Annotated in this window: 21 protein-coding genes; 13 read left to right on the top strand and 8 right to left on the bottom strand. The window is 59.5% G+C overall.

Going from position 1 to position 25,993, the window contains the following annotated elements; all coding sequences use genetic code 11:
* Positions 1 to 126: 126 nt before the first annotated feature.
* Positions 127 to 1,230 carry a phosphoribosylaminoimidazolesuccinocarboxamide synthase gene (locus G5221_RS18325; RefSeq protein WP_245147344.1) on the top strand — a complete coding sequence of 368 codons (1,104 nt, stop codon included), beginning with the start codon at positions 127 to 129 and terminating at the stop codon, positions 1,228 to 1,230.
* Between the two features lie 128 nt (positions 1,231 to 1,358).
* Here G5221_RS18325 and G5221_RS18320 read toward each other — a convergent pair whose 3' ends face one another.
* Positions 1,359 to 1,961 (bottom strand): short chain dehydrogenase, encoded by a 603-nt coding sequence (locus tag G5221_RS18320; protein ID WP_266135441.1) that lies wholly within the window; start codon positions 1,959 to 1,961, stop codon positions 1,359 to 1,361.
* Between the two features lie 97 nt (positions 1,962 to 2,058).
* Here G5221_RS18320 and G5221_RS18315 point away from each other — a divergent pair, with 97 nt between their 5' ends.
* From G5221_RS18315 to G5221_RS18300, 4 genes are all read left to right on the top strand, one after another.
* Complete coding sequence (locus G5221_RS18315) at positions 2,059 to 2,958, top strand: LysR family transcriptional regulator (protein WP_266135440.1); 900 nt, start codon at positions 2,059 to 2,061, stop codon at positions 2,956 to 2,958.
* Positions 2,959 to 3,029: 71 nt separating this feature from the next.
* Entirely contained in the window at positions 3,030 to 3,671 is a 642-nt protein-coding gene (locus tag G5221_RS18310) for a DUF2057 domain-containing protein (protein ID WP_266135439.1), read from the top strand.
* A gap of 72 nt (positions 3,672 to 3,743) precedes the next feature.
* A complete protein-coding gene (locus G5221_RS18305; protein WP_266135438.1) occupies positions 3,744 to 4,190 on the top strand; it encodes an HIT domain-containing protein in 447 nt (148 codons plus the stop codon).
* Between the two features lie 89 nt (positions 4,191 to 4,279).
* Positions 4,280 to 4,981, top strand: a complete 702-nt coding sequence (locus G5221_RS18300) for a DUF3334 family protein (protein WP_227341980.1) — start codon at positions 4,280 to 4,282, stop codon at positions 4,979 to 4,981.
* Between the two features lie 67 nt (positions 4,982 to 5,048).
* Here G5221_RS18300 and G5221_RS18295 read toward each other — a convergent pair whose 3' ends face one another.
* Complete coding sequence (locus G5221_RS18295; RefSeq protein ID WP_216952915.1) at positions 5,049 to 6,044, bottom strand: DUF2860 family protein; 996 nt, start codon at positions 6,042 to 6,044, stop codon at positions 5,049 to 5,051.
* A 204-nt stretch (positions 6,045 to 6,248) separates the two neighbouring features.
* Between G5221_RS18295 and arcB the strand changes: the two genes are divergently transcribed.
* The 6 genes from arcB to G5221_RS18265 all read left to right on the top strand — a co-directional run bounded on the left by arcB (position 6,249) and on the right by G5221_RS18265 (position 18,180).
* Positions 6,249 to 8,561 carry an aerobic respiration two-component sensor histidine kinase ArcB gene (arcB, locus tag G5221_RS18290; RefSeq protein ID WP_216952916.1) on the top strand — a complete coding sequence of 771 codons (2,313 nt, stop codon included), beginning with the start codon at positions 6,249 to 6,251 and terminating at the stop codon, positions 8,559 to 8,561.
* A gap of 51 nt (positions 8,562 to 8,612) precedes the next feature.
* Positions 8,613 to 9,977, top strand: a complete 1,365-nt coding sequence (gene dgt / locus G5221_RS18285; RefSeq protein WP_216952917.1) for a dGTPase — start codon at positions 8,613 to 8,615, stop codon at positions 9,975 to 9,977.
* Between the two features lie 319 nt (positions 9,978 to 10,296).
* Entirely contained in the window at positions 10,297 to 10,500 is a 204-nt protein-coding gene (locus G5221_RS18280; RefSeq protein WP_245133436.1) for a hypothetical protein, read from the top strand.
* Positions 10,501 to 10,721: 221 nt separating this feature from the next.
* Positions 10,722 to 14,972, top strand: coding sequence for an ATP-binding protein (locus G5221_RS18275; protein ID WP_266135436.1), 4,251 nt, complete (start codon positions 10,722 to 10,724; stop codon positions 14,970 to 14,972).
* Positions 14,953 to 16,164, top strand: a complete 1,212-nt coding sequence (locus tag G5221_RS18270; protein ID WP_216952920.1) for an EAL domain-containing response regulator — start codon at positions 14,953 to 14,955, stop codon at positions 16,162 to 16,164. Before G5221_RS18275 ends, G5221_RS18270 begins: the two co-directional genes overlap by 20 nt.
* A 39-nt stretch (positions 16,165 to 16,203) precedes the next feature.
* Complete coding sequence (locus G5221_RS18265; protein WP_266135435.1) at positions 16,204 to 18,180, top strand: HAMP domain-containing methyl-accepting chemotaxis protein; 1,977 nt, start codon at positions 16,204 to 16,206, stop codon at positions 18,178 to 18,180.
* A 59-nt stretch (positions 18,181 to 18,239) separates the two neighbouring features.
* On the opposite strand, the gene rfaH is transcribed toward G5221_RS18265, so the two are convergent.
* From rfaH to metN, 4 genes are all read right to left on the bottom strand, one after another.
* Positions 18,240 to 18,740, bottom strand: coding sequence for a transcription/translation regulatory transformer protein RfaH (gene rfaH, locus G5221_RS18260; RefSeq protein ID WP_058057235.1), 501 nt, complete (start codon positions 18,738 to 18,740; stop codon positions 18,240 to 18,242).
* 96 nt (positions 18,741 to 18,836) lie between these two features.
* Entirely contained in the window at positions 18,837 to 19,637 is an 801-nt protein-coding gene (gene metQ / locus G5221_RS18255; RefSeq protein ID WP_005339072.1) for a methionine ABC transporter substrate-binding lipoprotein MetQ, read from the bottom strand.
* 25 nt (positions 19,638 to 19,662) lie between these two features.
* A complete protein-coding gene (locus G5221_RS18250) occupies positions 19,663 to 20,316 on the bottom strand; it encodes a methionine ABC transporter permease (RefSeq protein WP_005339070.1) in 654 nt (217 codons plus the stop codon).
* The gene (gene metN, locus G5221_RS18245; protein ID WP_005339067.1) at positions 20,297 to 21,340 is read right to left on the bottom strand and encodes a methionine ABC transporter ATP-binding protein MetN; all 1,044 of its coding nucleotides are present in this window, start codon (positions 21,338 to 21,340) and stop codon (positions 20,297 to 20,299) included. Before metN ends, G5221_RS18250 begins: the two co-directional genes overlap by 20 nt.
* Positions 21,341 to 21,845: 505 nt before the next feature.
* Here metN and G5221_RS18240 point away from each other — a divergent pair.
* Positions 21,846 to 22,301 carry a hypothetical protein gene (locus G5221_RS18240; RefSeq protein ID WP_266135434.1) on the top strand — a complete coding sequence of 152 codons (456 nt, stop codon included), beginning with the start codon at positions 21,846 to 21,848 and terminating at the stop codon, positions 22,299 to 22,301.
* Positions 22,302 to 22,405: 104 nt separating this feature from the next.
* Here G5221_RS18240 and ppgK read toward each other — a convergent pair whose 3' ends face one another.
* Both ppgK and queG read right to left on the bottom strand, forming a co-directional pair.
* Complete coding sequence (ppgK, locus tag G5221_RS18235; RefSeq protein ID WP_005339062.1) at positions 22,406 to 23,146, bottom strand: polyphosphate--glucose phosphotransferase; 741 nt, start codon at positions 23,144 to 23,146, stop codon at positions 22,406 to 22,408.
* Between the two features lie 111 nt (positions 23,147 to 23,257).
* Positions 23,258 to 24,412 carry a tRNA epoxyqueuosine(34) reductase QueG gene (gene queG, locus G5221_RS18230; protein ID WP_266135433.1) on the bottom strand — a complete coding sequence of 385 codons (1,155 nt, stop codon included), beginning with the start codon at positions 24,410 to 24,412 and terminating at the stop codon, positions 23,258 to 23,260.
* Between the two features lie 60 nt (positions 24,413 to 24,472).
* Between queG and G5221_RS18225 the strand changes: the two genes are divergently transcribed.
* Entirely contained in the window at positions 24,473 to 25,984 is a 1,512-nt protein-coding gene (locus tag G5221_RS18225) for an NAD(P)H-hydrate dehydratase (RefSeq protein ID WP_266135432.1), read from the top strand.
* The last annotated feature ends 9 nt before the right edge of the window (positions 25,985 to 25,993 follow it).

Raw genomic sequence — 25,993 nt, 5'->3', positions numbered from 1 at the left:
TGAAAACGCGGGGATTCCGAGCGGTTTTCGATGATGCGAGCCCCCTTGCCAGCCCGTTGCAAACAGAGCGCGCAGGTGAGGGACTCGCGATGTTTACCCCCCCACAAACAGGAAGTGTTATTAGCCATGAGTCTTGCAGATCAAGTATTGGCGGTGAATGACGATTTGCCGATCCGTACCGATAAACCTGTCCATTCCGGCAAAGTGCGCAGCGTCTACTGGTTGACCCCCGAAGACAGTGCCCGGCTCATAAAAGAGAAAGGCTATGATGTGCCGGCCGATGCGCCCCTCGCCCTCATGGTGATCAGCGATCGCATCTCGGCCTTCGATTGCATTTGGCAAGGTGAGGATGGCCTGAACGGCGTACCGGGCAAAGGGGCGGCGCTCAACGCCATCTCCAGCCACTGGTTCAAGCTGTTCAAGGAGAAGGGACTGGCCGACAGCCACATTCTGGATATTCCGCACCCTTTCGTCTGGATCGTGCAAAAAGCCCGTCCGGTGATGATCGAGGCGATTGCCCGCCAGTACATCACCGGCTCCATGTGGCGTGCCTACAAGGATGGCGAGCGCGAGTTCTGCGGCATCACCTTGCCGGAAGGGCTGAAAAAGGATCAGAAGCTGCCGGAGATCCTCATCACTCCGTCCACCAAGGGCGTGCTGAAAGGGCTGGATGGCGTGCCGGAAGCCGATGACGTCAACGTCTCCCGTGCCGATATCGAGCGCCATTATAAGGGCTTCAACTTCAGCAAGCCGGCCGACATCGACCGCTACGAAGTGCTGCTCAAAGAGGGCTTCAACGTCATCAGCGACGCGCTGGCCGGGCTGGATCAGATTTTCGTCGATACCAAGTTCGAGTTTGGTTATGTCCACGATGCGGCAGGCAACGAGAAGCTGATCTACATGGACGAAGTGGGCACCCCCGACAGCTCCCGTATCTGGGATGGCGCCGCCCTGCGCGACGGCCAGATTGTCGAGAAGTCTAAAGAGGGTTTCCGTCAGTGGCTGCTCAACCACTTCCCGGATCCGGACATCCTGCTCAACAAGAACCGCATGCCGGAACGTTTTGCCCTGGCCCGCGACAACAAGCTGCCGACCGAAGTGATGATGGATATCTCCAACACCTATGTCGGGATCGCCGAGAAGATTATCGGCCACAAGCTGGCGCGTTCTGCCAATCCCAAGCAGGAGATCATCGAGGTGCTGCGCGATCAGTACGGTCTGATCGACTAAGGGTTGCGCTCTTTTTTTGTCGCCAACAAACAAACGTTTGCTGATGGTGAAGGAGAGAGGCAGATAAACAGACGGGCCCCGCTATGGGGCCCATTTTTATTGCTGGTCTGGCGGCAAGCGAGCGGCGATTAGCCGTTGACCCTGAACACCTGGCCGGTCTGGATGCCCAGCACCGACTTCTTGTAGGCCTGCGCTACCTTGGCGGCGGGTACCGGTACGAAGCCCGGGAAGAAGTCAGCGTATTTGTCCATCGACTCCTCCAGCACGGTGGGGCTCACCACATTGATGCGCAGGCCGCGGGGTAACTCGCAGGCGGCCGCTTTCACAAAGTGATCGATAGCGCCGTTGACTGTGCTGGCGCTCACGCCCCAGTTGATCGGCTCCTCGCTCAGAATACCGCTGATCAAAGTGATGGAGCCCTTGTCAGTCAGATAGGGAATGGCGGCGCGGGTCAGGTTGATCTGGCCCATCAGCTTGCTCTCCAGTCCCACCTGCCACTGTTCGTCGGTCATCTCGGTCAGGCCGTTGAAGGCCACGCTGCCGCTGGCGACAACCAGTGCATCAAACTGGCCCAGCTTGGCGAACAGCGCCTTGATGGAGGCGGGATTGCGCATGTCGACCGTGGCATCGCCACGACTGTGGCCGACCCGGATCACCTGATGATCTTTGGCAAGCAGTTCACTGACTGCGGAACCGACGGTGCCGGAGGCACCCACAATCACAATTTTCATCTGCATCACTCCTGGTTGGAATGTATCGATTCTAGCGCAACAGAAAATGTGAAAAAGCGCGTAAAATAAACCCATTGTTTCCATATTGGAGCTAATGATGGATATCGCCCATCTGGCCAGCTTTTATGAGGTGGTGCTGCGCGGCAGTTTCTCGGCTGCGGCCGATATGCTGGGGGTCAGCAAGGGGATGCTGAGCCGCCACGTCAGCGCGCTGGAGTCCTCCCTCAATGCGCAACTGTTGCAGCGCACCACCCGCCGCCTCAGTCTGACCGAGGCGGGCAAGACCCTCTACCAGCAGGCGGGGGAGATCTTCGCGCTGGTTCGGCAGGCGGAGCAGGATATTCAGGCGCTGACCGAAGAGGATAGCGGAAGACTGCGTTTTACCTGCCCGGTCAGTACCGGCGATCGCATGGTGAGTGAGCTGCTGACCAGTTTTGCCGCGCTCTGCCCGGGGGTGGAGGTGGAGCTCAATTTCACCAACCAGATGGTCGACATGAGCCAGGGGGAGAACGACATCGCCCTGCGCGCTATGAACGAGGTGCCGGATAATCTGGTGGCCCTGCCGCTGGGGCGGCTCAAGGATGTGGTGGTGGCGAGCCCCGCACTGGTGGCGCGCGAGGGGAGTCCTACCACGCCCTATGAGCTGAGCGGGCGCAACTGTCTGTTGCAGGGGCACAATCCGGCCTGGGAGCAGTGGCACTTTATCTGTGAGGGGGAGGAGGCCCACATTCTGGTGCAGGGCAAGGTGCGGGCCAACCACTACAGCACAGTGCTGCAACTGGCGCGCGCCGGTATGGGCTATGCCAAGTGCCCGCTAATGCTGGTGGAATCGCTGCTGACGGCAGGAGAGCTGGTGACTGTGCTCGACGAGTGGCAGAGTGGCCTGCATCAGCTCCATGTGCTGCATGCCCAGCAGCGACGGGTGCCGCGCAAGATCCGGCTGTTCAAGCAGGTGCTGGCGCAGTGGTTTGCCGAGCGACCCCACTACCTGCTCTGAGCGGCGTTATTTTTCTGTCATCTTCGGCTGCTACCCTGCGCCCATCATCGGCATCAGGAAGATCAGCGGGAATGAAGAATAATAGAGGGTTGACCGGGTTTGTGCTGCTCTGTGCAGTGTTGGGGGCAGGCAGTGTGCAGGCCATGGTGGACGTGAAGGTGCCGGAGAATTTCCGCATCCTCGCGGTGAGCAACGGCACCTTGCAAGACGAGCAGCATGCCACCCTGGCGGATGGCGAGCAGCAACTGCTGGTGCGCTTCGAGGGGGTGATCCCCAGTCGCAGCAGCAGCGAGAATGATCGGCAGGTACGCTCCGAGCCGCAGGTGGTGCGCTATCAGGGCAGCAATCAGCATTTGCAGCTGACGGCCAGCGTACCGGGAGACGAGCGGGGGATGCAGGCGTATGCCAAGGCTCCTGTGGTAGCGCTGCAGGAGAATGGCCGCGCGCTTGCCATCCTGCAGGATGTGCTGGTGACCAGCGGCATGCTGCTTGGGGTGGATTGGAGCGGCAAACTGGCTGAATACAACCGCAGCGGCGGCAAGGCGGCGCTGACGGCCGTCGCTGTGACTACACAACCAACGGCTACGCTATCCGGTGGGGGGCAACCCGTTGTGGCAGCCAGCGAGCTGGAAGGGCAGTTGCAGCAGCTGTTCCTCCAGGCAGATCCGGCCCTGCGCAAGCGCTTTATCGGTTGGGCCGTGCCACAGCTTTAAGTTTTCTGCCCGTTGCAGTAACGTGGACAACCTTTTTCAGGCGCTCTGTTCATCGTACTCAACGAGGTTTTCATGTTTGAATTGCATTCACGCCTGCAGGCAGATACCCGGTGGCTCGGGGATCTGCCCCTCTGCCGTGTCTTGCTGGCCAAAGACAGCCAGTATCCCTGGCTGATCCTGGTACCGCGAGTAGCCAACCTGCGCGAGATCCATCATCTGGCACCGGAGCAGCAGCAACAGCTGATGCAGGAGTCCTGCGCCGTCGCCGCCCTGATGGAGCAGGCCCTCAGTCCGGACAAGATCAACATAGGGGCGCTGGGCAATCTGGTGCCACAGCTGCACATTCACCATGTCGCACGTTTCGCCACCGATGCTGCCTGGCCCGGCCCCATCTGGGGGGCTCATCCGATCGTGCCTTATGAGCCACAGGTGCTGGCGCAGCAGGCCGACAGATGGCGTGACCGGCTCGCCAAGCTGAGCGGTTTTACCCCTGCGGCTGCTGATAACGGCGTCAACTGAGAGGCGTGTCGCTATTTCAGTCTTCGGGCCGCGCCATCTGTTAGAGTTATGGTATAGATAAGCCCATTCTCGATGTTCAGGAAGGTCCCATGATAGTGACAAGAGCCGATGATGACGTCGTGTTGACGACTGAGGATGTACTGCTCAGCCTGTGCAACTCGGTGACCGATGTGTTGAGTGCCGCGACCATGAGTCAGGTGCGGTTTTCCGGCATGGTGCAGCGGATCAGCAAGACCTGCCTCAAGCCGGATATCGGCTGCTTCGTGCTGTTCGATGGCGGTTTTTCCGGTCTGGTGGTGATCAACTTCTCCGCCGCTGCCGCCATGGAGTTGTACGAGAGCTACATGCTGAGCATGGGGCTCTCCAAGGAGGATCTCGCCATCTCCCATACCTCTGACGAGGTGAGCAACGTGATGGGCGAACTGATGAACCAGATCGTTGGCAGCTTTACCGTCAAGGTGGGCCGGGATTTGCAGACTCACATTACCCAGAACCAGCCGAAGATGCTGGCCCTCAACAAGCAGGTGATGCTGAGCGTCGATACCAATCTTGACAGTCCGGAGTCCCGCCGCGTCACTTTCTTCACCGCCCGCAACAACATCTTCTATCTGGAGCTGGCGATGGACAAGACCGAGTTTATTCGCATTCACAATGAGGGGATGGAGCACGAGGAGCTGGATCCTGACGCCCTGATCGCCCAAGCCAAGCAGGATGCCGCCAAGCCGGCCCCGGCAGCCGCTGCGCCAGCCAGTAATGATCACGATGATCTGCTCGACTCTTTGGGTATTTGAGGCAAATGCCGGATAGCAACAAGGCCACCTTCGGGTGGCCTTGTTGTATCGGTGCTCACAACCGTTATTAGAAGTTGTAGAGCAGGCCGGTGTTGAACATCACCGATTCAGAATCGTAGAAGTTGATGTCGGAATCGGACTTGGCGTAGCCAGCGGTAAAGGTTGCCGAGAGCGGTGCAATACCGAACAGGCGGTGCCAGAAGAAGGTACCGGTCAGGGCAAACTCGTCGGAGTCGGCTTTTTTGTTACCAAAGTCAGGGATTGGGTTGGCTTCATCATATTTGGTCTGACCCAGATAGAGGTTGCTGACGAAGGACCACTGGGATGCCCGCTTGCCGTAGGTCAACTGGAGGCCGTTGCTCTTGTAGCTCTGGGCGCTGCCGTCCAGGTCAGCCTGACGGTGGATGAAAGCCGGCTCCAGCACCTGACCGGCTGCCAGCTGCCATTTGTAGGAGAGGTCGAGGGCGTGGATCTTGCCGTTGCGATCCAGCTTGGCCGCCGTGTCGGCACCATACTGGCTGCCACTGCGCTCTTCATCGACTTCGATGTTGCGGGTGGTCAGGCTGCCGAAGAAGTTGCTGCCCCAGATATTGTCCCAGGCGAAGCGCACCCCTTTTGACTTGATATCGGTCGACTGGCGATCGACGCTTACGGCGAAGGGATCGCTCCACTGCTCGGTTGGCATGGCATTGAAGACCACGGAGCCGGCCACTGTGCCCTTGTTGCTCATCTCCTGGCGGATACCGAGTTGCTGGGTGAAGTCGAAACGGATGGCATCCTGGATCAGGTTACCGAGGAAGACCTGGGTGCGGGTATCGGCAAAGGTGTAACGGATATCTGCGTTGAGCAGCGGGGCGACGGCGGAGCTGCTCTCTGCACTGCCCAGTCCGCTCAGTCGACGATTTTCGTCGTCACCGCTGTAAAAGTTGGATTCGTAATTGATGACGTTGACGCCGCCAAGCAGGAAACCGGACCAGCCCGATTCGTTGGGAATGGTTCCCAAATCCGCATATGCACTATTTGCGACCAGCAGGCCCAGACCAAGCAGGGTAGTGTTGCGCATCAGATAACTCCTAAATTAAACGCGTTTAAATTACCAGGTGGGCGATTATAGGGGGCCACCCTTAATGGCAACTGACAGAATTTCATCAAATATCCTAACTCACTCATTTCACTAGGCGAATCGTTAATTAATTGTGCGAGATAAGAAGAGTTCAATTCTCTGTGCTGGTATTCTGTTCGCGGATATGGGGGAGAAAATAACAAGATGAAGCAGATTAAATCCTGGGCACAATATTACGTCGATCTGATGACCAAGCTGGGACTGGTGCGCTTCAGCATGTTTCTGGCGGCTGGCATCATAGTGCTGGCTGTCGCCATCCAGATGGGGGTGACCCTGTTCCTGCGCGGCAATATTGATGTGATCGACTTCGTGCGCTCGGTCTTCTTTGGCCTGCTGGTGACCCCCTGGGCGGTCTATTTTCTCTCCATCGTGGTGGATCAGCTGGAGGATTCCCGTCAGCGATTGAGCCGGATGGTGCGCAAGCTGCAGGATATGCGCGAGCGGGATCTGGAGCTCAACAGTCAGTTGCAGGAGAACATCAGTCGCCTCAATGCCCAGATTGCCGAGACCAACCGGGCCGAGGCACTGCGTCTGCAGGCCATCGAGGATCTCGAGAACGAGGTGTTCCAGCGGGAGAAAGCCCAGCTTCATCTGGGGGAGCGTACCGCTCTGCTGCGCTCTTTTATCGACTGTTCCCCGGATCTGGTCTACTACCGCAATGAGGATGAGCAGTTCTCCGGTTGCAACCGCGCCATGGAGGAGCTGACCGGCAAGGCGGAGAGCGAGCTGATTGGCCTCACACCTTTCGATGTCTACAAGCAGGAGATTGCCAACAAGGTGGTGGAGACCGACAAGCAGGTCTTTGCCAGCAATGAGCCCCTCACCTATGAACAGTGGCTGGAGTATCCCGATGGCCGCAAGGCCTACTTCGAGCTGCGCAAAGTGCCCTTCTTCGATCGCTTCGGCAAGCGGCTGGGCCTGCTCGGCTTTGGGCGCGACATCACCGAGCGCAAGCAGTATCAGGACAAACTGGAGAAGGCGAGCCGCGACAAGACTACCTTTATCTCCACCATCAGCCACGAGCTGCGCACCCCGCTCAACGGCATCGTGGGCTTAAGCCGGATGCTGATGGATACCCCCCTCGATCCCAAGCAGCACCAGCAGCTCAAGACCATTCACCTGAGTGCGGTGACCCTTGGCAATATCTTCAACGACATCATCGATTTGGACAAACTCGATCGGCGTCGCCTCGAAATTGCGCCGACCCGCATCGATCTGCCTGCCTTCCTCGACGAGCTGGAGACCCTGTCGCGCATTCAGGCGGAGCAGAAGGGGCTATATCTGCATTTCGATCGCGATGGCGACATGCCGCAATTCGTGATAGCCGACGGTACCCGTCTGCGTCAGGTGCTGTGGAATCTGGTGGGCAATGCGGTCAAGTTTACCGACGAGGGGGGCGTCACCGTGCGCTGCCTCTCTCATCCTGCCGACGAGCCGGGCAAGCTGGCCCTGCACTTCGAGGTGGAGGATACCGGCATCGGCATCCCGCGCGCCCAGCAGGAGAAGATCTTCGCCATGTACTATCAGGTGCAGGGCAAGAAACACGCCACCGGCACCGGTATTGGCCTCGCGGTCTCCCGTCAGCTGGTGCAGGCGATGGGCGGCCAGCTCTATGTGGACAGTGAGCCGGGCGAAGGCTCCTGCTTCACCGCCGAGCTGGAGGTAGCTTGCGCCGAGCCAGTGCCGCAGGAGCAGGAGGAGGAGATGCCCTCCCTCGATATCCTGCTGGTGGAAGATGTGGAGCTCAACGTGACGGTGGCCTGCGCCCTGCTGGGCAAGTTGGGTCATCAGGTGCAGGTGGCACGGGATGGCACCCAGGCGCTGGCGATGGCCAATCCGGATGATTTCGACCTCATTCTGCTCGATATCCAGCTGCCGGACATGACCGGCTTCGATGTGGCGAAAACCCTGCTGGAGCGTTATGGCGACAGCCTGCCGCCCATGGTGGCACTAACGGCCAACTCTACCGGCGATCGCCAGTATTATCTGGAGCGCGGGATGCGGGATGTGATCAACAAACCGCTTGGCTCGAAGGCTGTGCGGGAGGTGATTGGCCATCTGTTTGCCGGTTTGGCCGAGGATGAAGCGGACGAGCAAGCTGATGCGGGCAATCAGGATGCCCTGCTGGATATTCCCTTCCTCACTGATTATGCCGATACGGTGGGCAAGCCGGTGCTGCTCTCCAGCGTCGAGCTGTTCGAGAAGATGATGCCGGACTACATGGCGGTGCTCGACTCCAACATGATCGCCCGGGATCAGGCGGGGGTGGTGGAGGAGGCGCACAAGATAAAAGGGGCGGCAGGCTCCATTGGCCTGCGTCGTTTGCAGCAGACGGCTCAGCTGATCCAGAGCCCGGATCATCCCGCCTGGTGGGAGAACGTGGAAGACTGGATTGAGACGTTGCGCCGGGAATATCCGGGCGATATCGCCCGGCTGCGGCGCTGGTTGCTGTCTTGAGGCTGGAGGTTGTCTTGAGTCTGATGGAAGTGGCTGGCAAGGAGCTGCAAGATGTATAGCCGTTTGATTACCCCTGCGCGCATCCACCCTTGGGGGGACGAGGATTTGCTGGAGGCGACCGAGCAGGATCGCGCCCGTATCGTGCAGGCGGCGCCGGTGCGCCGGTTGCAGCAGAAGACCCAGGTCTTTCCGCTCGATGTGAAGGCCTCGGTGCGCAGTCGCCTCACCCACTCGCTGGAGGTGCAGGAGACCGGTCGCCAGATCAGCCGCCGTATTCTGGCCGCCTTGCCAGCCGGGATGGTCTGCGAAGGGGCCTTTATCAATCTGGTGGAGATGTCCTGCCTGCTTCATGACGTGGGCAACCCGCCGTTTGGCCACTTTGGCGAGCAGGTGATGAGCCAGTGGCTCGGCGAGATGCTCGATCCCCTCTATCAGCAGGCGCTGGCGCAGCCCCCCTCGACCCAGTGGGCTGAGCTGCGTCAGGATCTGCAACTGTTTGATGGCAACGCCCAGAGCTTGCGGCTGGTGCACAGTCTGCACGAGCTCAATCTGACGCTCGGGCAACTGGCGGCGCTCTGCAAATACCCGCAGCAGCCTCAACCCGGGGTGAGCTATGGCCAACATCATGGCTGGAGCAGCAAACGGGGCATCTTCTTTAGCGAGCAGCCGCTCTACCGTGCCCTCGGCCAGAGTCTGGGATTGGCCCCAGGATGCCGTCATCCGCTGGTCTACATCATGGAGGCGGCCGATGATATCTCCTACTGCATCGCCGATCTGGAAGATGCGGTAGATCGGAGGATCCTGACTCTGGGTGAACTGCTGGCGGCACTGCGAGCTGCTGACCAGAGTGACTACATGGGCACCTTGCTGGATGACGCGCTTGCCAGTGGTCGGGGCTTTTTCCCCCATTTTCGCCAGCAACTTACCCGGGATCTGGTTGCGCTGGCGGCGCAGAGCTATGTCAGCGAACATCAGGCCATTTTGCAGGGCTCCTATCCGCAAGCACTGCTGCATGGTCAGGCGCCGGCGGCGCGGGTGCTCGACATCCTCAAGCAGGTGGCCCGCGAGCTGGTCTTTATGCGCCCCGAAGTGGAAGCGCTTGAGCTGGAGGGGTATGCGGCGCTGCGCGGGGTGCTGACCAGTTATGCCTGTCTATTGGCGCTGCCAGCGCCACAGTTTGCTCGCCTGCTGGCCGGGGAGGGGAGTCAGGCGCTGTTCTTTGCGCGCCGTCTCTATCACCGCCTCTCGGCCCGCCATCTCAAGGCCTATCGATTGGCGATCGCCACCCCGGATCAGCGTTTTGCCTGCCAGAACGAGCAGGAGTGGTATTACCGGGTGCGGTTGCTGCTCGATTATGTCAGCGGCATGACGGATACCTATGTACTGGAAGAGTACCGGCTACTCTCGGGGATCTGATGTGCTGGCATCGTTGCCAGACGGACAGCATAAAATGCCGTAAAAACGTTTAAAAAGGAGCCGCAAGAGGCTTGTTTTAAATTCGGATATTTTTTAGACTTCTGCAACCTGTTCAACTTTTACTCGGTAAGGAGATGAAAATGCAACATCTGATGCTCAATTTTGCATTCTCTCGCGGCACTGCGTGCGGCGTGAAATCTCGTGCTCTTTTACCGCGTGGCGTAAACAGGTAACCCCTGTCTTTTTATCACCCGCGGTTCGTCCCGCAGGGTGATATCCACTTTCTCCGGGAGAACCGCATGTTCAACTGGAGAATGTCATGTCTATCGAACTGGTTTTACTGCGCAGTGTTGAATCCCTGGTCCAGAGAAGGATTGCCCGGGTCGAGCGTCGTCTCGCCGTGGTCAATCTGTCACCTGCCCTGCTGAAAGATATTGGTCTGGAAGGGTTTGAAGGACAGATCGCCCATATCCGCGAAAGCGAGTATCAAACCGGCTTTCGGCTCGGGAATCGAATAACCTGATCCATAGGGGAGGGTAAACGCTCTCCCCGTGGTGACGTGGCAGGCGTAATGCCTGCCATTTTTGTGTTTGCAGGTTGATTTTTTATTCACTTTTCTGTGCCCCGGCACTATCCTCTCTGCCCCGTTTGTGACAGATGCGTATGTTTTCTCGCCTTGTTCCGCCAGGATCGGCAAGATTAGATATGGTGGCCTATCTGTTTTACTCATCAGGACAAGACTTCATGTCACTCTTTCGTCAGCTTTTTCTCCCCCTGTTGCTGCTGCTTTCCGGCCTGCCTGCTGTTGCTGTTCCCCAGTTGGAAAAGGCAGTGGCGGACCACCAGAGTGCGGTTGATGAAGAGTTGGTGGTCGGGGTGCCCCGTGGTGGTTATCCTCCGTTCCTCTATGAACTGCCCAATCAGCGCTATGCCGGTCCGCTCAAGGAGCTGGCCTCGCGTATTGCGGCAGAAATGGGGGTCTCCCTGCGCTATGTCTCCTACAACTCCTATGTGGATGCCCGTGGTGCGCTGAACAGACGCCAAGTTGATGCCTTGATCGGGGTCGAGCTCGATGCGCTCGAGCTGGAGGGGATGAATCATATTGGCTATCTGGGCTCCTACGCCCGCGCCATCTTGATGCGCCATCCGGATCAACGTTTGACCCTGGAACAGGCGCGCAAGCTTCGCTGGGTCTGTATTCGCGGTTTTGGCAGTTGCAATGAGCTGGCGCGACTGGGGATGCCTCATGTGACCGAGCTGGAGAGCCGTGACGAGGCGACCTATATGGTCAAACTGGGGGCGGCCGATGCTTATCTGGCTCTGGGGCCGATCATTGCCATGGAGATGGAGCGGTTGCCTGAGTCGATGGGGATTGTGATCCCGGACTGGATCCCCGGTAGTGCATTGACCATTGCAACCAGTACCCATGACCCGGCGCTGACGGATCGCATCTGGCAGGCCTACCAGCGGATCCCGGTGGCTGATGCCCGGTTGCGGCTGAATCAGGAAGACAGCCGTTTCAAGGCGGGTTTGTTGCTGGAACCAGACGAGGTAGCCTGGTTAAAGAAGAAGAGCAAGGTGGTCAGGTTTGCCGTTGCGCCGTCGTTTGCCGGTATCAGCGAGATTGATGACGAAGGGGTGTTGCACGGCTATGCGGCAGATTTGATGAAGTTGTTGAGTCTGCGCTCGGGGATCCGCTTTGAACTTGAGCCGACCAGCACCTGGCAAGAGTCTCTGGCTCTGCTGAAACAGCACAAGGTGGATCTGATCCCCCTGATGACACCGCTCAGGGATCGCGAGGCATTTGCCTCCTTCAGCTCCTCCTACCTTAAATTCGACAGCTATGTGGTATCCCGGCGCGGCGCACGCCCGTTGAAGTCGCTGGCGGAGCTGAAAGGGCGCCTGATTGGTGGCGTGACCGGTTCTTATGAAGCTTCTCTTATCAGCGCCCATGGTGGCAACGTCATTGAAGTGGGCAAGGATACCGAGCTGCTTACCCTGCTTGATACGGGGAAAGCCGAGTATGTGCTGTTGACCATGACCAATCTGGGGCAGCAGGCCATGAAGGGCTTCAACGAAAAGTATCAGGTGGTGCTGAGCTCCCCCGAGTTTTCCGTGCCCATCAGCATGGCCGTTGATATCAGGCAGCCCGAGCTGCTGCGGATCATGGACAAGCTGTTGCTGACCATCACGGATGAGGAGTGGCAACTGCTGGAGCGGCGCTGGCTCAATGTTTCGGTAAATGTCGAATCCGATTACAGCCAGTTCTACAAGTGGCTGGCGCTGGGCGGAGTGGCCTTGTTGACCTGCGGTCTGCTGGTGATGTTCTGGGCCCGCAGCCTGCGTCGCCAGATTGCGCAGCGGAAAATCGCAGAGAGCAAACTCAACGAACAGTTGCTGTTTGTACAGACCCTGCTCAACTCATTGCCGACCATGGTGGCATTGCGCGACAGCGAGCAGCGTATAACCCTCTGCAACCGGGCTTATCGCGATGCCTTTCTCGTTGATGTCAATGGCGAGGCGCTTGACGACCTGCAAAGCATCCCCGAGCCCCTGCGTGCGAGCGTGCTGGAAGAGGAGCGCAGGATATGGCAAAGCGGCCAGGAGCTGGAGGGGGCCGGCAATAGCTTGCGTGCCGATGGCACCCCTTTTCATGTTATCTATGCCAAGCGCCCTTACCGGGACCCCGATGGCAACATGCGGGGTGTGCTGACAGTGCTGACCGATGTCAGCCGTATCAAGGAAGCCGAGGAGCGTGCTCGTCAGGCTGAAACTCGCCTGACCCAGATCACCGACAGCATGCCCGGCGTAGTCTACCAGTATCTGTGGCTGGGGCCGGGCAAGGGACGCTTTCTTTATGCCTCTCAGGGGGCCAACGAGATCCTGGGGGTATCTCATCAGGATTTATTTAACGCTGAATCGGGTGGTGAGGTATTTGGCTTTACCGAACAGGCCCTGCAGGAGTTTGTCAGCAAGGTGGCCAACCATGCCGAGACCCTGGCCCCCCTCGATCTGGAGGTCAAGGTGGAGCGCCCTGACGGGGATCGCTATCTGCAGGTACGCGGCAATTTTGTCCGTCAGGAGCAGCAGGCGCTGATCCTCAACGGGGTGATTCAGGACATCACGGCCCTCAAGCAGCAGGAGCATGAGCTGCGCGAGGCACGTGCTTATGCCGAGCAGGCGATGCAGGCGCGCAGCCGCTTTCTGGCCACCATGAGCCACGAGTTACGCACCCCCATCTCCGGCATGCACGGCATGCTCGAGTTGTTGCAAATGAGCGAGCTCAACGACGATCAACGTTACATGGTGCGTAATGTGGTCACCTCGACCAACAACCTGCTCTATCTGGTCAACGACATACTCGATTTCTCCAAGATCGAGGCGGGTCAGTTGCAACTGCATTGTCAGGTCAGCCGGTTGCAGACGGTGATCTGCGATGCGATCCGTGGCCACGCTACCCTGGCCCATAGCAAGGGGCTCAACGTGACGCTGGAGTGGGGCCAGCATGTACCTGATTGGGCCGATATCGACGGGGTACGGGTCGGTCAGGTGATCTCCAATCTGCTCAACAATGCGGTAAAGTTCACCGAACAGGGGGAGGTCTCCATCCGGGTCAGCTACCTGCGCGATCAGCTTGCTATCAGTATCCGCGATACCGGTATCGGGATTGCCGAGGAGAAACAGGCATTGTTGTTCACTCCGTTTGAGCAGGTGGAGTCCGACATCAATCGCCGCTTTGGTGGTACCGGGCTGGGGCTGGCAATCTGTGATCAGCTGGTGCGCAAAATGGGGGGCGAACTCACCCTGACCAGCAAGGCGGGAGAGGGATCCCGTTTCCGCTTTACCGTGCCGCTGACCAACCCTCAATGGGATGCGCCCCCGCTGGCTGGCACCGAATGGTGGTTTTTCAGCGCCGATGCCAGCCTCGAGGCGGCCATGCGGCGGTTGGGCGCCAAGCTAAGGCATCTGGATGCCAGCCAGCTCAACCGCTCACTGGAAGGGTTGCTGCTGGCTGATCAGCTGTGGTTGGAGCAGGCCCTCGGCGGTGAGTGGCAGGGATGGTTGCAGCATGTCTCATTGAGAGGGATCATATCGTCACCGAACGAGGCCCTTCGCGGCCGGATCGGCGGTCAGTTGTGGTGGCGATTGGGGCTCTCTCCTCTCTACCCGGATCTGCTGCTGGAGAGTTGTCTCGAACTGCTGCAGGAACGGGTCGCCCCGGTTCTGCCTGCGCTGGCCGACAAGCTGGGAGGACGGGTGCTGGTGGCCGATGATCATCCGGTCAATCGCGCCCTGCTGGCACGACAACTGGCTATCCTCGGAATTGAATCCCAGGTAGTGGAAGATGGCGAGAAGGCGTTGCGGGCCTGGCAGGGGCAGCCATTCTCCCTGTTGCTGACCGATTGCCACATGCCGGTGATGGACGGCTATGCCTTGACCAAGGCGCTGCGGGCTGCGGGCGTGACGGCGCCCATTATTGGGGTGACGGCGGATACCTCGGAAGAGGCCCATGCCCGTATGGTGGAAGCGGGAATGAGTGACATGCTGTTCAAGCCCTACCCGCTGGATACCCTGCGCCAGCTGCTGGCACACTGGCTCGCTGAGTCGGTACCGGCGGGTGGTACAGCGGTGACGGCGGTCGATGATGTGCTGGCCGTTCAGGCTGAACGCTGGTTGACCCTGTTTGGCGATGAGCCGACGGCGCGGGCGATGGCGGCGGAATATCTCGACTCCAATCGTCAGGATGGGGCTCATATGATGGCTGCGCTGGCTTGCCATGATTTCAGCGTACTGGTAGAAACTGCCCACCGGATCAAGGGGGCAGCCCGCATGGTCGGGCTGCAGGAGCTGGCCACACAGGCTGCCAGGCTGGAGTCGGCTGCCAGATTGAAGCAGCTTGAGGAACTGGATGAGCTGACCAGCAAGGTGCAGCTATTGATGACGGCGATCGCCCACGACATTGGATTATGGCTCGATGAAAAAAGCACAACATGAGTTGGTCATTATGGTCGTGGAAGACCATGGATTTCAGCGCAAGGCGCTGCTGCACCAGGTCCGCAGCCTGGGTTACCAGAATCTGCTGGAGGCGGCCGATGGTGCCGAGGCGCTGGTACTGAGCCAGCAACACGCCGTCGATATCCTGTTTTGCGACCTGCGGATGCCGGGCATGGATGGCATGGCACTGCTGCGCCGCCTGTCACTGGGCGGTTTTCGCGGGGGGATTATCCTCTCCAGCGCCCTTGAAGACGATGTGGTGGAGGCCGTGTTGCGGATGAGTGCCGCCTATGGCTTGCAGGTGCTCGGCCGCATAGAGAAACCCTCTACCCAGCAGCAGCTCAAGCTGCTGATCGATGCCTGGTCACCCCGGGAGGAGCCTGCCAGGGAGGAGGAGGGGCACAGGATCGGCCTGGATGAGTTGTGCCGTGCACTCGAGCAGGATCAGTTGCTGCCCTGGTATCAGCCCAAGGTGAGCTTTGCCTCCGGCGAGTGGGTCGGGATGGAGGCGCTGGCCCGCTGGCAGCACCCGGAGTACGGCCTGATCTCTCCGGGGCGTTTTATTCCACTGGCGGAGCGCAACGGACTGATCGATCAGTTGACTGAAGTGATCATCGGCAAATCCCTTAGTGATGGTCACTTGTGGGAAGAGACCGGACTCTCGCTCAATCTGTCGATGAACCTCTCCACTACCTCGCTGATCGAGGGCGATCTGTGCAATTCCCTGATCAATCAGTGTCAACGCTGGAGCATCAACCCCGAGCTTATCACCCTGGAGGTGACCGAGAGCGCCTTTGTACAGGATCTGGGCAAGTCGCTGGAGGTGCTGACCCGGCTGCGGATGCACGGCTTTGGCCTCGCCATTGATGATTTTGGTACCGGCTACTCCTCCATGCAGCAACTGGCGCTGCTGCCCTTTACCGAACTGAAGCTGGATCGCTCCTTTGTCGACCGCTGTTTTGAAGACCCATCCCGTCTGGCCATTATCGAGTCCAGTATCGAGCTGGCGCGCAAGTTGGGCCTCAAGTCGGTGGCTGAAGGGGTAGAGGATGAGCAGACCTGGCGGTTGCTGGCAAAGTTGGGCTGCGATGTTTGTCAGGGGTTCTTCTCTGCCAGACCGATGCCACGCAGCGAGTTGCAAGAGTGGCACCGGGCTTGGCAAGATAGATTGCCTACACTGATATCTATCTGATTCTGTTGGCTGGATCCCTCCGTTTGAACAAGGATGTTCATGAAAATCTCAAGCAAGTTGCTGCTCAGCTTCGGTTTTATCAACCTGCTGATCCTGCTCTCCTCCGCGCTGGTCTATTACCGGCTGACCCAGATCAATCAGGCCCAACACACCCTGTTGGAGCAGGCGCTGCCCGCTCTGCAGCGGGATGAGGCGAGCCAGAAAGCACTGGTGGCCACCGTTTCTGCCCTGCGTGGCTATCTGATCCTCGGCAAGGATCCGGCTCAGGCTTCCCGCCTCAAGCTGGAGTGGGAGTCGGCCTGGCAGGCCATCGCCCATCAGGCCTTCAGCCCGGCGCTCGCCAAGTCTCTCGAGACCTTCAAAAGCCATCAGGAGAAGGTGTGGACCATAGCCCAGAGCGAAGAGAATCTGCCCGCTCATACCCTGATGTTGCAGGAGGCGGGTCCGCTGGCAGAGGCGGCGCTCGATCAGCTGCAATCCTTTGCCAATGAAGAAGTTGGCACTCCGCAGGATCAACTCGCGGGCGATCGTCGCATGTTGCTCAAACAGGTGGGAGATGCCTACAACAGCCTCGCCAATTCCCTCTCCGCCCTGCGGGATTTTCTTATCTCAGGCGATCCCGAATACCGCAGCAAATATCAGGATTACTACCAGTTTCATCAGCAGCGAGTGGCTGAGGTGAAACAGCAAGCCGCGCTCTTTACCGAGACCCAGCGCAGTCTCTGGCAGCTGTTTGAAGAGATGGCGACCCCCTTCTCCGAGCTGGTGGGGCAGGTGATCGAGAAGCGCCAGGCGCCGGATTGGGATCAGGCCAACTACCTGATGGCCACCGACATCGAGCCGATGCAGTCCAGCCTCAGCGAGCAGTTGGTCCAGCAGGTGGGGAAAACCCGTGCCGAGGTGGATCAGATTTCGGCGCAGATGACCGGAGCCGGGAGGGCTATCAACCAGACTCTACTGTTGGCTACCTGCAGCGCCATCGTGCTTGGCATGCTGGTCGCCTGGCTCTTTAGCCGTCGTCTGACCCGTGACATTGCCAGTCTGGTGATCCGGGCGGGGCTGGTTGCGGATGGTCGGTTGGCGGCCGAGCCCTTGCCGATAACGGGTCAGGATGAGCTGGGTGGATTGACTGGCTCCATCAACCGGATGTCTGCCCAGTTACGTGATCTGGTCGGCGAGTTGCAGGGCGCAGTGGGACAGGTTGAAGAGGCCTGTCTTGATGTGGGCAACACCACCAGAGCCATAGTGGCGGATCTGACGGAGCAGGATCAGCGGGTCGATGCGGTGGCGGCGGCTATCGATCAGATGTCGGTGAGTGCTCGTGATGTGGCTGGCAACATTGCCGGTGTGGCGGATGGTGCCCATCAGGTGAAGCAGCAGACCCGTCAGGGAGAGGCCGCGCTGGCACGAATGAGCGATACCATGCAGCAGATTGCCACCATGATTGGGCAGGCCAACGAGGCCATGGGGCTGTTGGAGCATCAGAGTGAACAGGTGGGGCAGATCACCGAGGTGATCGCCACCATTGCGGAGCAGACCAACCTGCTGGCCCTCAATGCGGCGATCGAGGCGGCACGGGCAGGTGAGCAGGGGCGCGGTTTTGCGGTGGTGGCCGACGAGGTACGCCAGCTGGCGACCCGCACCCATCAATCAACCGCCGAGATCAGCCAGACTATTGCGGCCATCTCCCAGCAGACTCGCCAGACGGTAAGTACCGTCAGCAGCGGTACCCGGTTGGTAGATCAAGGGCGGGATGCTGTTGGATTGGTGACCGATACCCTGAGTGCCATGAACCAGCTGGTTCAGTCGCTGTCGGGCCAGCTGGAGGCCATTTCGGTGGCAACCGAGCAGCAGTCGCGGGTGGCCGCCGAGGTATCCGGGACGGTCGACGACATTGCCGCGCTCAGTCGGCAATCCTGTCAGCGTAGTCAGCAGGGGGAGGAGATCGTAGCCAGACTGGCTGGCGATACCGGCAAGCTGAAGGCGGTCATCGCCCGCTTTGATCTTGATGCGTGAGAAGGCGGGATCATCCCGCCATTGCTATTGCCATTCACCGGGCCGTCTGGCCCATGGGCTTAGTCCAGACGTCTGAAGGTGTGGTTGTCGAAGCTGCTGGTAGTCTCCCGGTTGAGCAGGCTGACCAGCAAAATCGCCCGTTTCTCCCCATCCGGTTCCATATAGATGGCCTCAAAGCCTGCCAACGGCCCCTCTTCAATTAGCACCTTGTCGCCCGAGCAGGGCAGGTTAGCGTAGCTGGCTCTCGCCTCGTCGCTGTCATCGCGGCTCATCAGTTGATAGACCAGCTTGCTGCTGATTGGGGTCCATTCACTACCAAAGTGGATAATCCGGCTGATGCCGCGGGTCGATTTCAGGGTGACAGGTGTCACCTCTTCCAGATCGACAAAGATAAACAGATAGTTGGGGAACATGGGTTCCCGTACCGGAACTCGCTTGCCCCGGCGCAGCTTCTCGATCTCCACCATGGGGTAATAGGATTCGATACCCTGGGCATCGAGGTGGGCGCGGGCGCGGGCCTCTTCTTTTGGCTTGCAGTAGGCCAGATACCATTTTTTCATGTTATGAGTATGTTCGTGTTGCCGTGCTCGCGGATATGATAGCGGCGCCAATAAAAAAGGCCACGCATTGCGTGGCCTTTTTTGCCGAGTGAGCAATTACCAACCTTTTACCAGGCCGCCTTTGAACAGCTCGAGACCTTTCTTGTAGACATCATCGGTCTGGAAAGCTTGTACGAACTGTTTGACCTTCTCGTCATCCTTGTTGTTGTCACGGGCGACGATCAGGTTGACGTAGGGGGACTCTTTGTCCTCAACAAACAGACCGTTCTCGGTCGGGGTCAGACCAATCTGACCGGCGAAGGTGTTGTTGATGATGGCCAAGTCCACGTCTTCCAGCGAGCGCGGCAGCTGGGCTGCTTCCAGCTCGACAATCTTGAAGTTGCGCGGGTTGCTGGCGATATCCAGTACGGTTGCTTCCAGACCGGCACCATCTTTCAGGGTGATCAGACCCTGTTTTGCCAGCAGGATCAGGGAGCGACCCAGGTTGGTCGGATCGTTCGGCACCGCGATCTGGGCGCCATCTTGCAGCTCGCTCAGCGCCTTGATCTTCTTCGAGTAACCAGCGATCGGGTAGACAAAGGTGTTGCCAACCGGCACCAGCTTGAAGCCGCGATCACGCACCTGCGCATCCAGATAGGGTTTGTGCTGGAAGGCGTTGACGTCGATGCTGCCATCGTTCAGCGCCACGTTCGGGGTGACGTAGTCGGAGAAGTTGACCACCTCGACTGTCAGACCGTATTTCTCTTTGGCGACCTTGGCAGCCACTTCAACCAGTTCGGTCTCGGGGCCGGCAATAGCGCCCACTTTCAGAACCTTGCTCTCTTCTTTTTGACCGCAACCGGCCAGAACCAGACCAGCCAGCAGGGCAGCCGCAACGGATTTGATGCCAAATTTCATAAAACCTCCTGTCAGAAATCGACGATTAACGATGATCACATTTGTTGACCAGGCGCTCACCCGCGCTCTGGATAAGTTGAACCAGTACTACCAGGATAACCACGGTCACCAGCATGACGGTCGGGTCAAAGCGCTGATAACCATAACGAATACCCACATCCCCCAGACCGCCGCCACCGATGGCCCCGGCCATGGCCGAGTAGTTCACCAGCGTGACTAGGGTAATGGTGACGCTGTTGAGGATGCCGGGCAGAGCCTCGGGCAGCAGCACCTTGGTGATGATTTGCAGCGGCTTGGCTCCCATCGCCTTGGCCGCTTCCAGCAGGCCGTCCGGCACTTCCATCAGGGCCCCTTCCACCAGACGGGCGATGAAAGGGATGCAGCCGACAGTCAGCGGTACGATGGCGGCGATGGTGCCGATACTGGTGCCGACAATCAGCCGGGTTAGCGGAATAATCGCGACCAGCAGGATGATAAAGGGCACCGAGCGACCCACGTTGACCACCATGCCCAGAGTACGGTTGAGCAAGGGGTTGGCCAGGATCTGGCCCGCCTTGGTCACATGCAGTGCCACGCCGAGCGGCAGACCCAGCAGGCAGCCAAACAGGGCGGAGGCAAACACCATGATCAGGGTGTCGCCCAGAGCCGTGATGAGCAGATTAATCATGGCTTCGGACATAACCCATTACCTCCAGCTGAATGTGGTTGTCGATAAGGAACTGCTGGGTCGCCTCGCACTGGGCTTCATCCCCGAACAGCTCGGCCAGCAGGAAACCGAATTTGACGCCACCGGCGTACTCGATGTCCGCGCTCAGAATGCTGATGTCGATATTGAAACGGCGGCTCGCCTCGGAGATCAGCGGCGTATCGACCGTGCTGCCGGTAAAGCCAAGCTTCACCAGCGGGTAGCTGCCTGGCACCCGCTCGCTGCTCATCCGATCCTGATACTCCTGCGGTACCTCCAGATGGATGGTGGAGTGGATGAAGTCACGGGCCAGCTGGGTCTTGGCGTTGCTGAAGAACCAGGCCACTTCTCCCTGCTCGATCAGCCGGCCGTCGCTGATGATGGCCACTTCGTCACAAATCCCTTTCACCACGTCCATCTCGTGGGTGATGAGCAGGATGGTGAGCCCCAGCTTGACGTTGATCTCCTTGAGCAGGGTCAGGATCGAGCGGGTGGTCTGCGGGTCGAGAGCAGAGGTGGCCTCGTCACAGAGCAGCACTTTGGGCGCGGGGGCCAATGCGCGGGCGATGGCGACCCGCTGTTTCTGGCCGCCGGAGAGTTCGGATGGATAGGCCTGGGCACGGGCTTCCAGCCCGACCAGTGCCAGCAACTCGGCAACCCGTTGCTGGATCTTCTCTTTGCTCCAGCCTGCCAGCTCCAGCGGAAAGGCGATGTTGGCAAACACGGTGCGGGAGGCAAGCAGGTTGAAGTGCTGGAAAATCATCCCGATCTGGCGGCGAGCCTGGGTCAGATCCCGTTCGCTCAGGGCGACCAGATCCTGGCCATCAACGATGACTTGGCCCTCTGTCGGGCGCTCCAGCAGGTTGACACAACGAATGAGGGTACTCTTGCCGGCACCGGAGGCACCGATCACCCCGAAAATTTTGCCTTGGGGTACATGCAGACTCACATCACGCAGGGCGTGCACGGCGTCACTGCCTGTACCGTAGACTTTGTTGAGACCGATCAACTTAATCATGGATTCTTCCGTGCTAACAGCCTTAAAGCACAGGGCGCTACAGGCGGGGAAATTGGGCAGAGGTTCCACTGGGTTACTCTGTCATCATGGAGGATGATGCTAAGATGTCTGGATGGCCATGTCAACGCATGTTTTTACGTCTAGACGTCTAAAAAAGTGATAAGGATTTCTGTCAGGCGGATAACAATCAGGATGGTATTGTTGCTCTGCCAGATCCTGTTTCGTCCCTACGGGATATGACCGAATTAAAGATGGTTTATATCGGGTATATGCTGGTTTTATTAGTGTGCCAGCCCGTTCCTGTCCATATCGGCCATCGAGCCTGATACTCCTCCATCGTTACACAAATTGCTGCACAAATCGTTCCCTATTCGTGACCGGACCACCTGATCGCCACTTTGTCGGCGTCAACCTTGATGCAGCGCAAGGGGGGCTCGGATAGGGATTGGGTCGGTGACGCCGGTTTTTTATACTGATGATGTCGACAAGCATGGAGGGCAGTGCGATGAGATTCCAACAGATCAAAGAGTTGCTGCACTATCTTGAGCAGGTTCATCACCAGCTCGGACTCTGTTACCGGCGTTTGACCAGTCAGGTGGACAGCGAACGGAGCCGGATGTTGCTGGTCTATCTGCAAGGGCGTGAGGATGCGGCCAGTGCCCATCTGCACGAATATGCCGCTCAGCTGGGAGAGGCGGTCAGGGAGACCTGGTTGAACCAGAGTTTCAGCGAGGATATGCTGCCTGCCATTACCCGCTTCGAGCTGCCGGCATCAGTCCAGACTCAGGATATCGTCACTCAGGTATGCCGCTGGGAAGAGCAGCTGGTGGGCGAGCTGAGTCATCTGGCCCGGGAGTGCCCGACACCGGCCACCACCGCTTTGCTCGAGAATCTGGCAGGGCTGGAGCAGACCCGCCTGACCCGACTGGTGCACGGGGTGCACCGACTCGACGACATGTAGCGGGTGATAAGCACCAAACACGCAAGATGACCGCAAAACAAAAGGGCCCGGCAGCAGTGCCGGGCCCTTTCCATTGGTATCTGCTGACTTGCAGTGAGCGTCGGTCAGCCCTGCTGCTCGGCCGCGTAGAGGGCGGCCCCGATAATGCCCGCCTGATTGAGGCTGGCCGCCGGAATAAGCGGCGCCCGGGTCTCGATGCGATCGACAAACTTATCCAGCTTGGCTGCGCTGCCGCCCCCCAGAATGAAGAGGTCGGGGGAGAAGAGAAACTCGAGGCGGGCCAGATACTTGTTGAAGCGCTTGCCCCAGCGGTTCCAGGAGAGATCTTCCCGTTTGCGCGCCGCATCGGAGCAGTAGTGCTCGGCGACCATTCCTTCCAGCATCAGATGGCCCAGCTCGGTGTTGGGCAGCAGATGGCCGTTGACGAAGATGGCGGTGCCGATGCCGGTGCCGACCGTGATGAGGATGATGACCCCCTTGCGATCCTTGCCGGCACCAAAGCGCATCTCGGCCAGACCGGCGGCATCGGCATCATTCAGCACATAGCAGGGCTTGCCGGTGACATCGGCAAACAGATGCTCGGCATCGGTTTCGATCCAGCTCTTGTCGATGTTGGCGGCACTCTTGGCAACCCCGTTGTGGATGGTGGCAGGAAAGCCGCAGCCCACCGGCCCTTTCCAGTCGAAGTGTTCGACCAGCGCCTTGAGGGTATGGGCGATGGCGGCCGGGGTGGCCGGTTGCGGTGTGGCAATGCGATGGCGCTCGCCAATCAATTCGCCGGTTTTGGTATCCACCAGACAGCCCTTGATCCCCGAGCCTCCAATATCCACTCCCAACATATGCATCTGTGTTGTCCTTGTTGTGTGCCGACCAGTTTGCAGTGACCACGCTGTTATGGGCACTGCAGGTCGGCAGAGCATGAAAAAAGTGCTGCAATCCGGCAAGGGGCAGATCACTTATGCGTGATCCGACAGACCTTTTTCGATGCAGCGGATCAGCAAACGGGTCTTCTTGTTCTCTTCATCCTGACGCCGGGCAAGGGTGGCCAGCGCCCATTCGATATGTTCGGCCACCATGGGCTCGGCGGTGGTCAGCCCCAGTTGCAGGGCCGCGATCACCTCGGGGGTCGCCGGGCCATTGCCAAGGGCGACTGCCAGATTGCGGCGCCAGCGTTGATAGCCGATGCGGCGGATCGGGCTCCCCTCGGTCTGTTTGAGGAAATCGCTCTCGCTCCAGCACCACAGCGCCAGCAGGGGCGGGCGGTGCAGGCTGGGGCGGGGGCTAAAATCGGGTTCCGGGCTGGCATCGGCGTAGCGATTCCAGGGGCAGATAAGCTGGCAGTCGTCGCAGCCGTAGATGCGGTTGCCCATCAGGGGCCTGAACTCTTCCGGAATAGGGCCGTCATTCTCGATGGTGAGATAGGAGATGCAGCGGCGGCCATCCACCACATAGGGTGCGACAATGGCGCCGGTCGGGCAGATGTTGATGCAGGCGACGCACTTGCCGCACTGCTCCTTCTCCACTGGCTGGTCGAGCGGTAGCGGCAGGTTGAGCAACAGCTCACCGAGAAAGAAGAAGGAGCCGGCCGATTCGTTGAGCAGCAGTGAGTGTTTGCCAACCCAGCCGAGGCCCGCCTTGGCTGCCAGTGGCCGCTCGAGGATGGGGGCGGAGTCGACGAAGGGGCGCCACTCACCCAAGGTCTCTTCAGTGCCTTGAAACAGCTCGGCGCAGCGCGCTTCAATGCGATCACCCAGCTGTTTGAGCCGGTTGCGCAGCACCTTGTGGTAGTCGCGACCGAGAGCATAGCGGCTGATATAGCCGAGAGTCGGATCGCGCAGGGTAGCGGCGAAGCCCGCCTCGAACGGCAGGTAGTTCATCCGTACCGACAACACCCGCACCGTGCCCGGCAGCAGCTCGTGGGGGCGCGCGCGCATCATGCCGTGGCGCGCCATGTAATCCATGCTGCCGTGATAGCCCGCATCCAGCCAGGCCTGCAATCTCGGCTCTTCGATACGCAGGTCGGTGTCGGTGATGCCCGCCTGGTCAAATCCTAGCTCCCGTGCCCAGAGCTTGATATCTTGGGCCAGCTGGTGGAAGTCAGGTGCGCTCATGCGGCTTGGCCTGGCCGGCGTTTGCTGGCGTGGGTCGATTGATAAGAGGCGGGAGCCGTCATGGTAGAGATCATCAGGGGCGCGTTGGGCACAAAAGAGGGGGGCAGTTTACCACAGGGGCTGTGGCAGACTGAACAGATCCGCGCACTGGAGCTCAACTGGGCCGCGCGTGAGGGGCAACCTCTCTATGCCCTGATGGAGCGAGCCGGTGCCGTGCTGCGCACCTATGCCACTCTGCATTGGCCTGACAGTCGCTGCTGGTGGATTTTCGTCGGCCCCGGTAATAACGGCGGTGATGGCTATGTGCTGGCCCGCCTTGCCCGCCAGATTGGCATCGAGGTGGTGGTGATTGCCGCCAGAGCACCCGACCAGCTGAAGGGGGATGCCAGACGGGCCGCCGATGAGTGGCTGGCGGCCGGTGGCCGGGTCTGGCTGGCCGAGCAGTTTGATAAGGACCAGCACTCCACCCCGGATCTGGTGGTCGATGCCCTGCTTGGCACTGGCGTCAACACGCCCCTCTCGCCACTACTGACAAAGATCGTCGCAACAATCAATGGCTTGGCTGTGCCCGTGCTGGCGGTGGATCTCCCCTCCGGCCTCAACGGCGATACCGGCCGTGCCATGGGGGCCGTGGTGCAGGCCACTCGCACCCTCACCTTTATCGGTATCAAGCAGGGGATGCTCACCGGCGACGGGGTGGATTGCGTCGGCCTGCTCGATTGTGATCCCCTTGGCGTGACACCTGATGACACTATGCTGCCCGCCGCCTGGCGTATCGATTATCCACTGCTCAGCACGCAGCTGACCCCGCGCCAGCGCGCTTCCCACAAGGGCTCTTATGGCAAGGTGCTGCTGGTGGGGGGCAATCGCGGCATGCAGGGGGCCATCGTGCTGGCTGCCCGCGCCTGCCTGCGGGCGGGGGCCGGGCTGGTGCGGGTATGTCAGCATCCGGAACATCCGCCGGTCAGCCTCTATCAACCCGAACTGATGAGTCTCACTACCGCAGATGACGAGGGGTGGGCGTCGGTGCGGGTCATTGGCCCCGGCCTCGGTCAGGATGAGTGGGGAAGAGCGCAAATCGCCCGTTATCTCACCGACCGGCTGCCACTGGTTTTGGATGCCGATGGATTGAATTGGCTGGCGCAATCTCCCCGCCATCAGGATAATTGGGTGCTCACGCCCCATCCCGGCGAAGCTGCGCGCCTGCTGGGATGCTCCATTGCCGAGATTGAAACCGACCGGTTTGCCGCCGTGCAGGCGCTGCAGCGGCGTTATGGCGGTGTGGTGTTGTTAAAAGGGGCGGGAACACTTATTTATGACGGCGAGCGGGTCGCTCTATGTTGTGAAGGCAACCCAGGCATGGCAAGTGGCGGCATGGGCGATCTGTTATCTGGTATAATCGCTGCCCTTTTGGCCCAGGGCTGGTCTGCCACCATGGCAAGCTGGCTGGGCGCCGTGATCCACGGCGAGGCTGCAGATCAGGCCGCCGCTGACGGCGAACGGGGCATGCTGGCGTCAGATCTGCTGCCGCTGATCCGCAAACTGGTTAATCCCGACACCATTACAAGTTAAAAAGAAGAA

Origin of the sequence: Aeromonas sp. 602200 (assembly GCF_049173895.1) — a bacterium.
Taxonomy (GTDB): domain Bacteria; phylum Pseudomonadota; class Gammaproteobacteria; order Enterobacterales; family Aeromonadaceae; genus Aeromonas; species Aeromonas veronii_A.
This window is presented reverse-complemented; position numbering and strand designations above follow the sequence as displayed.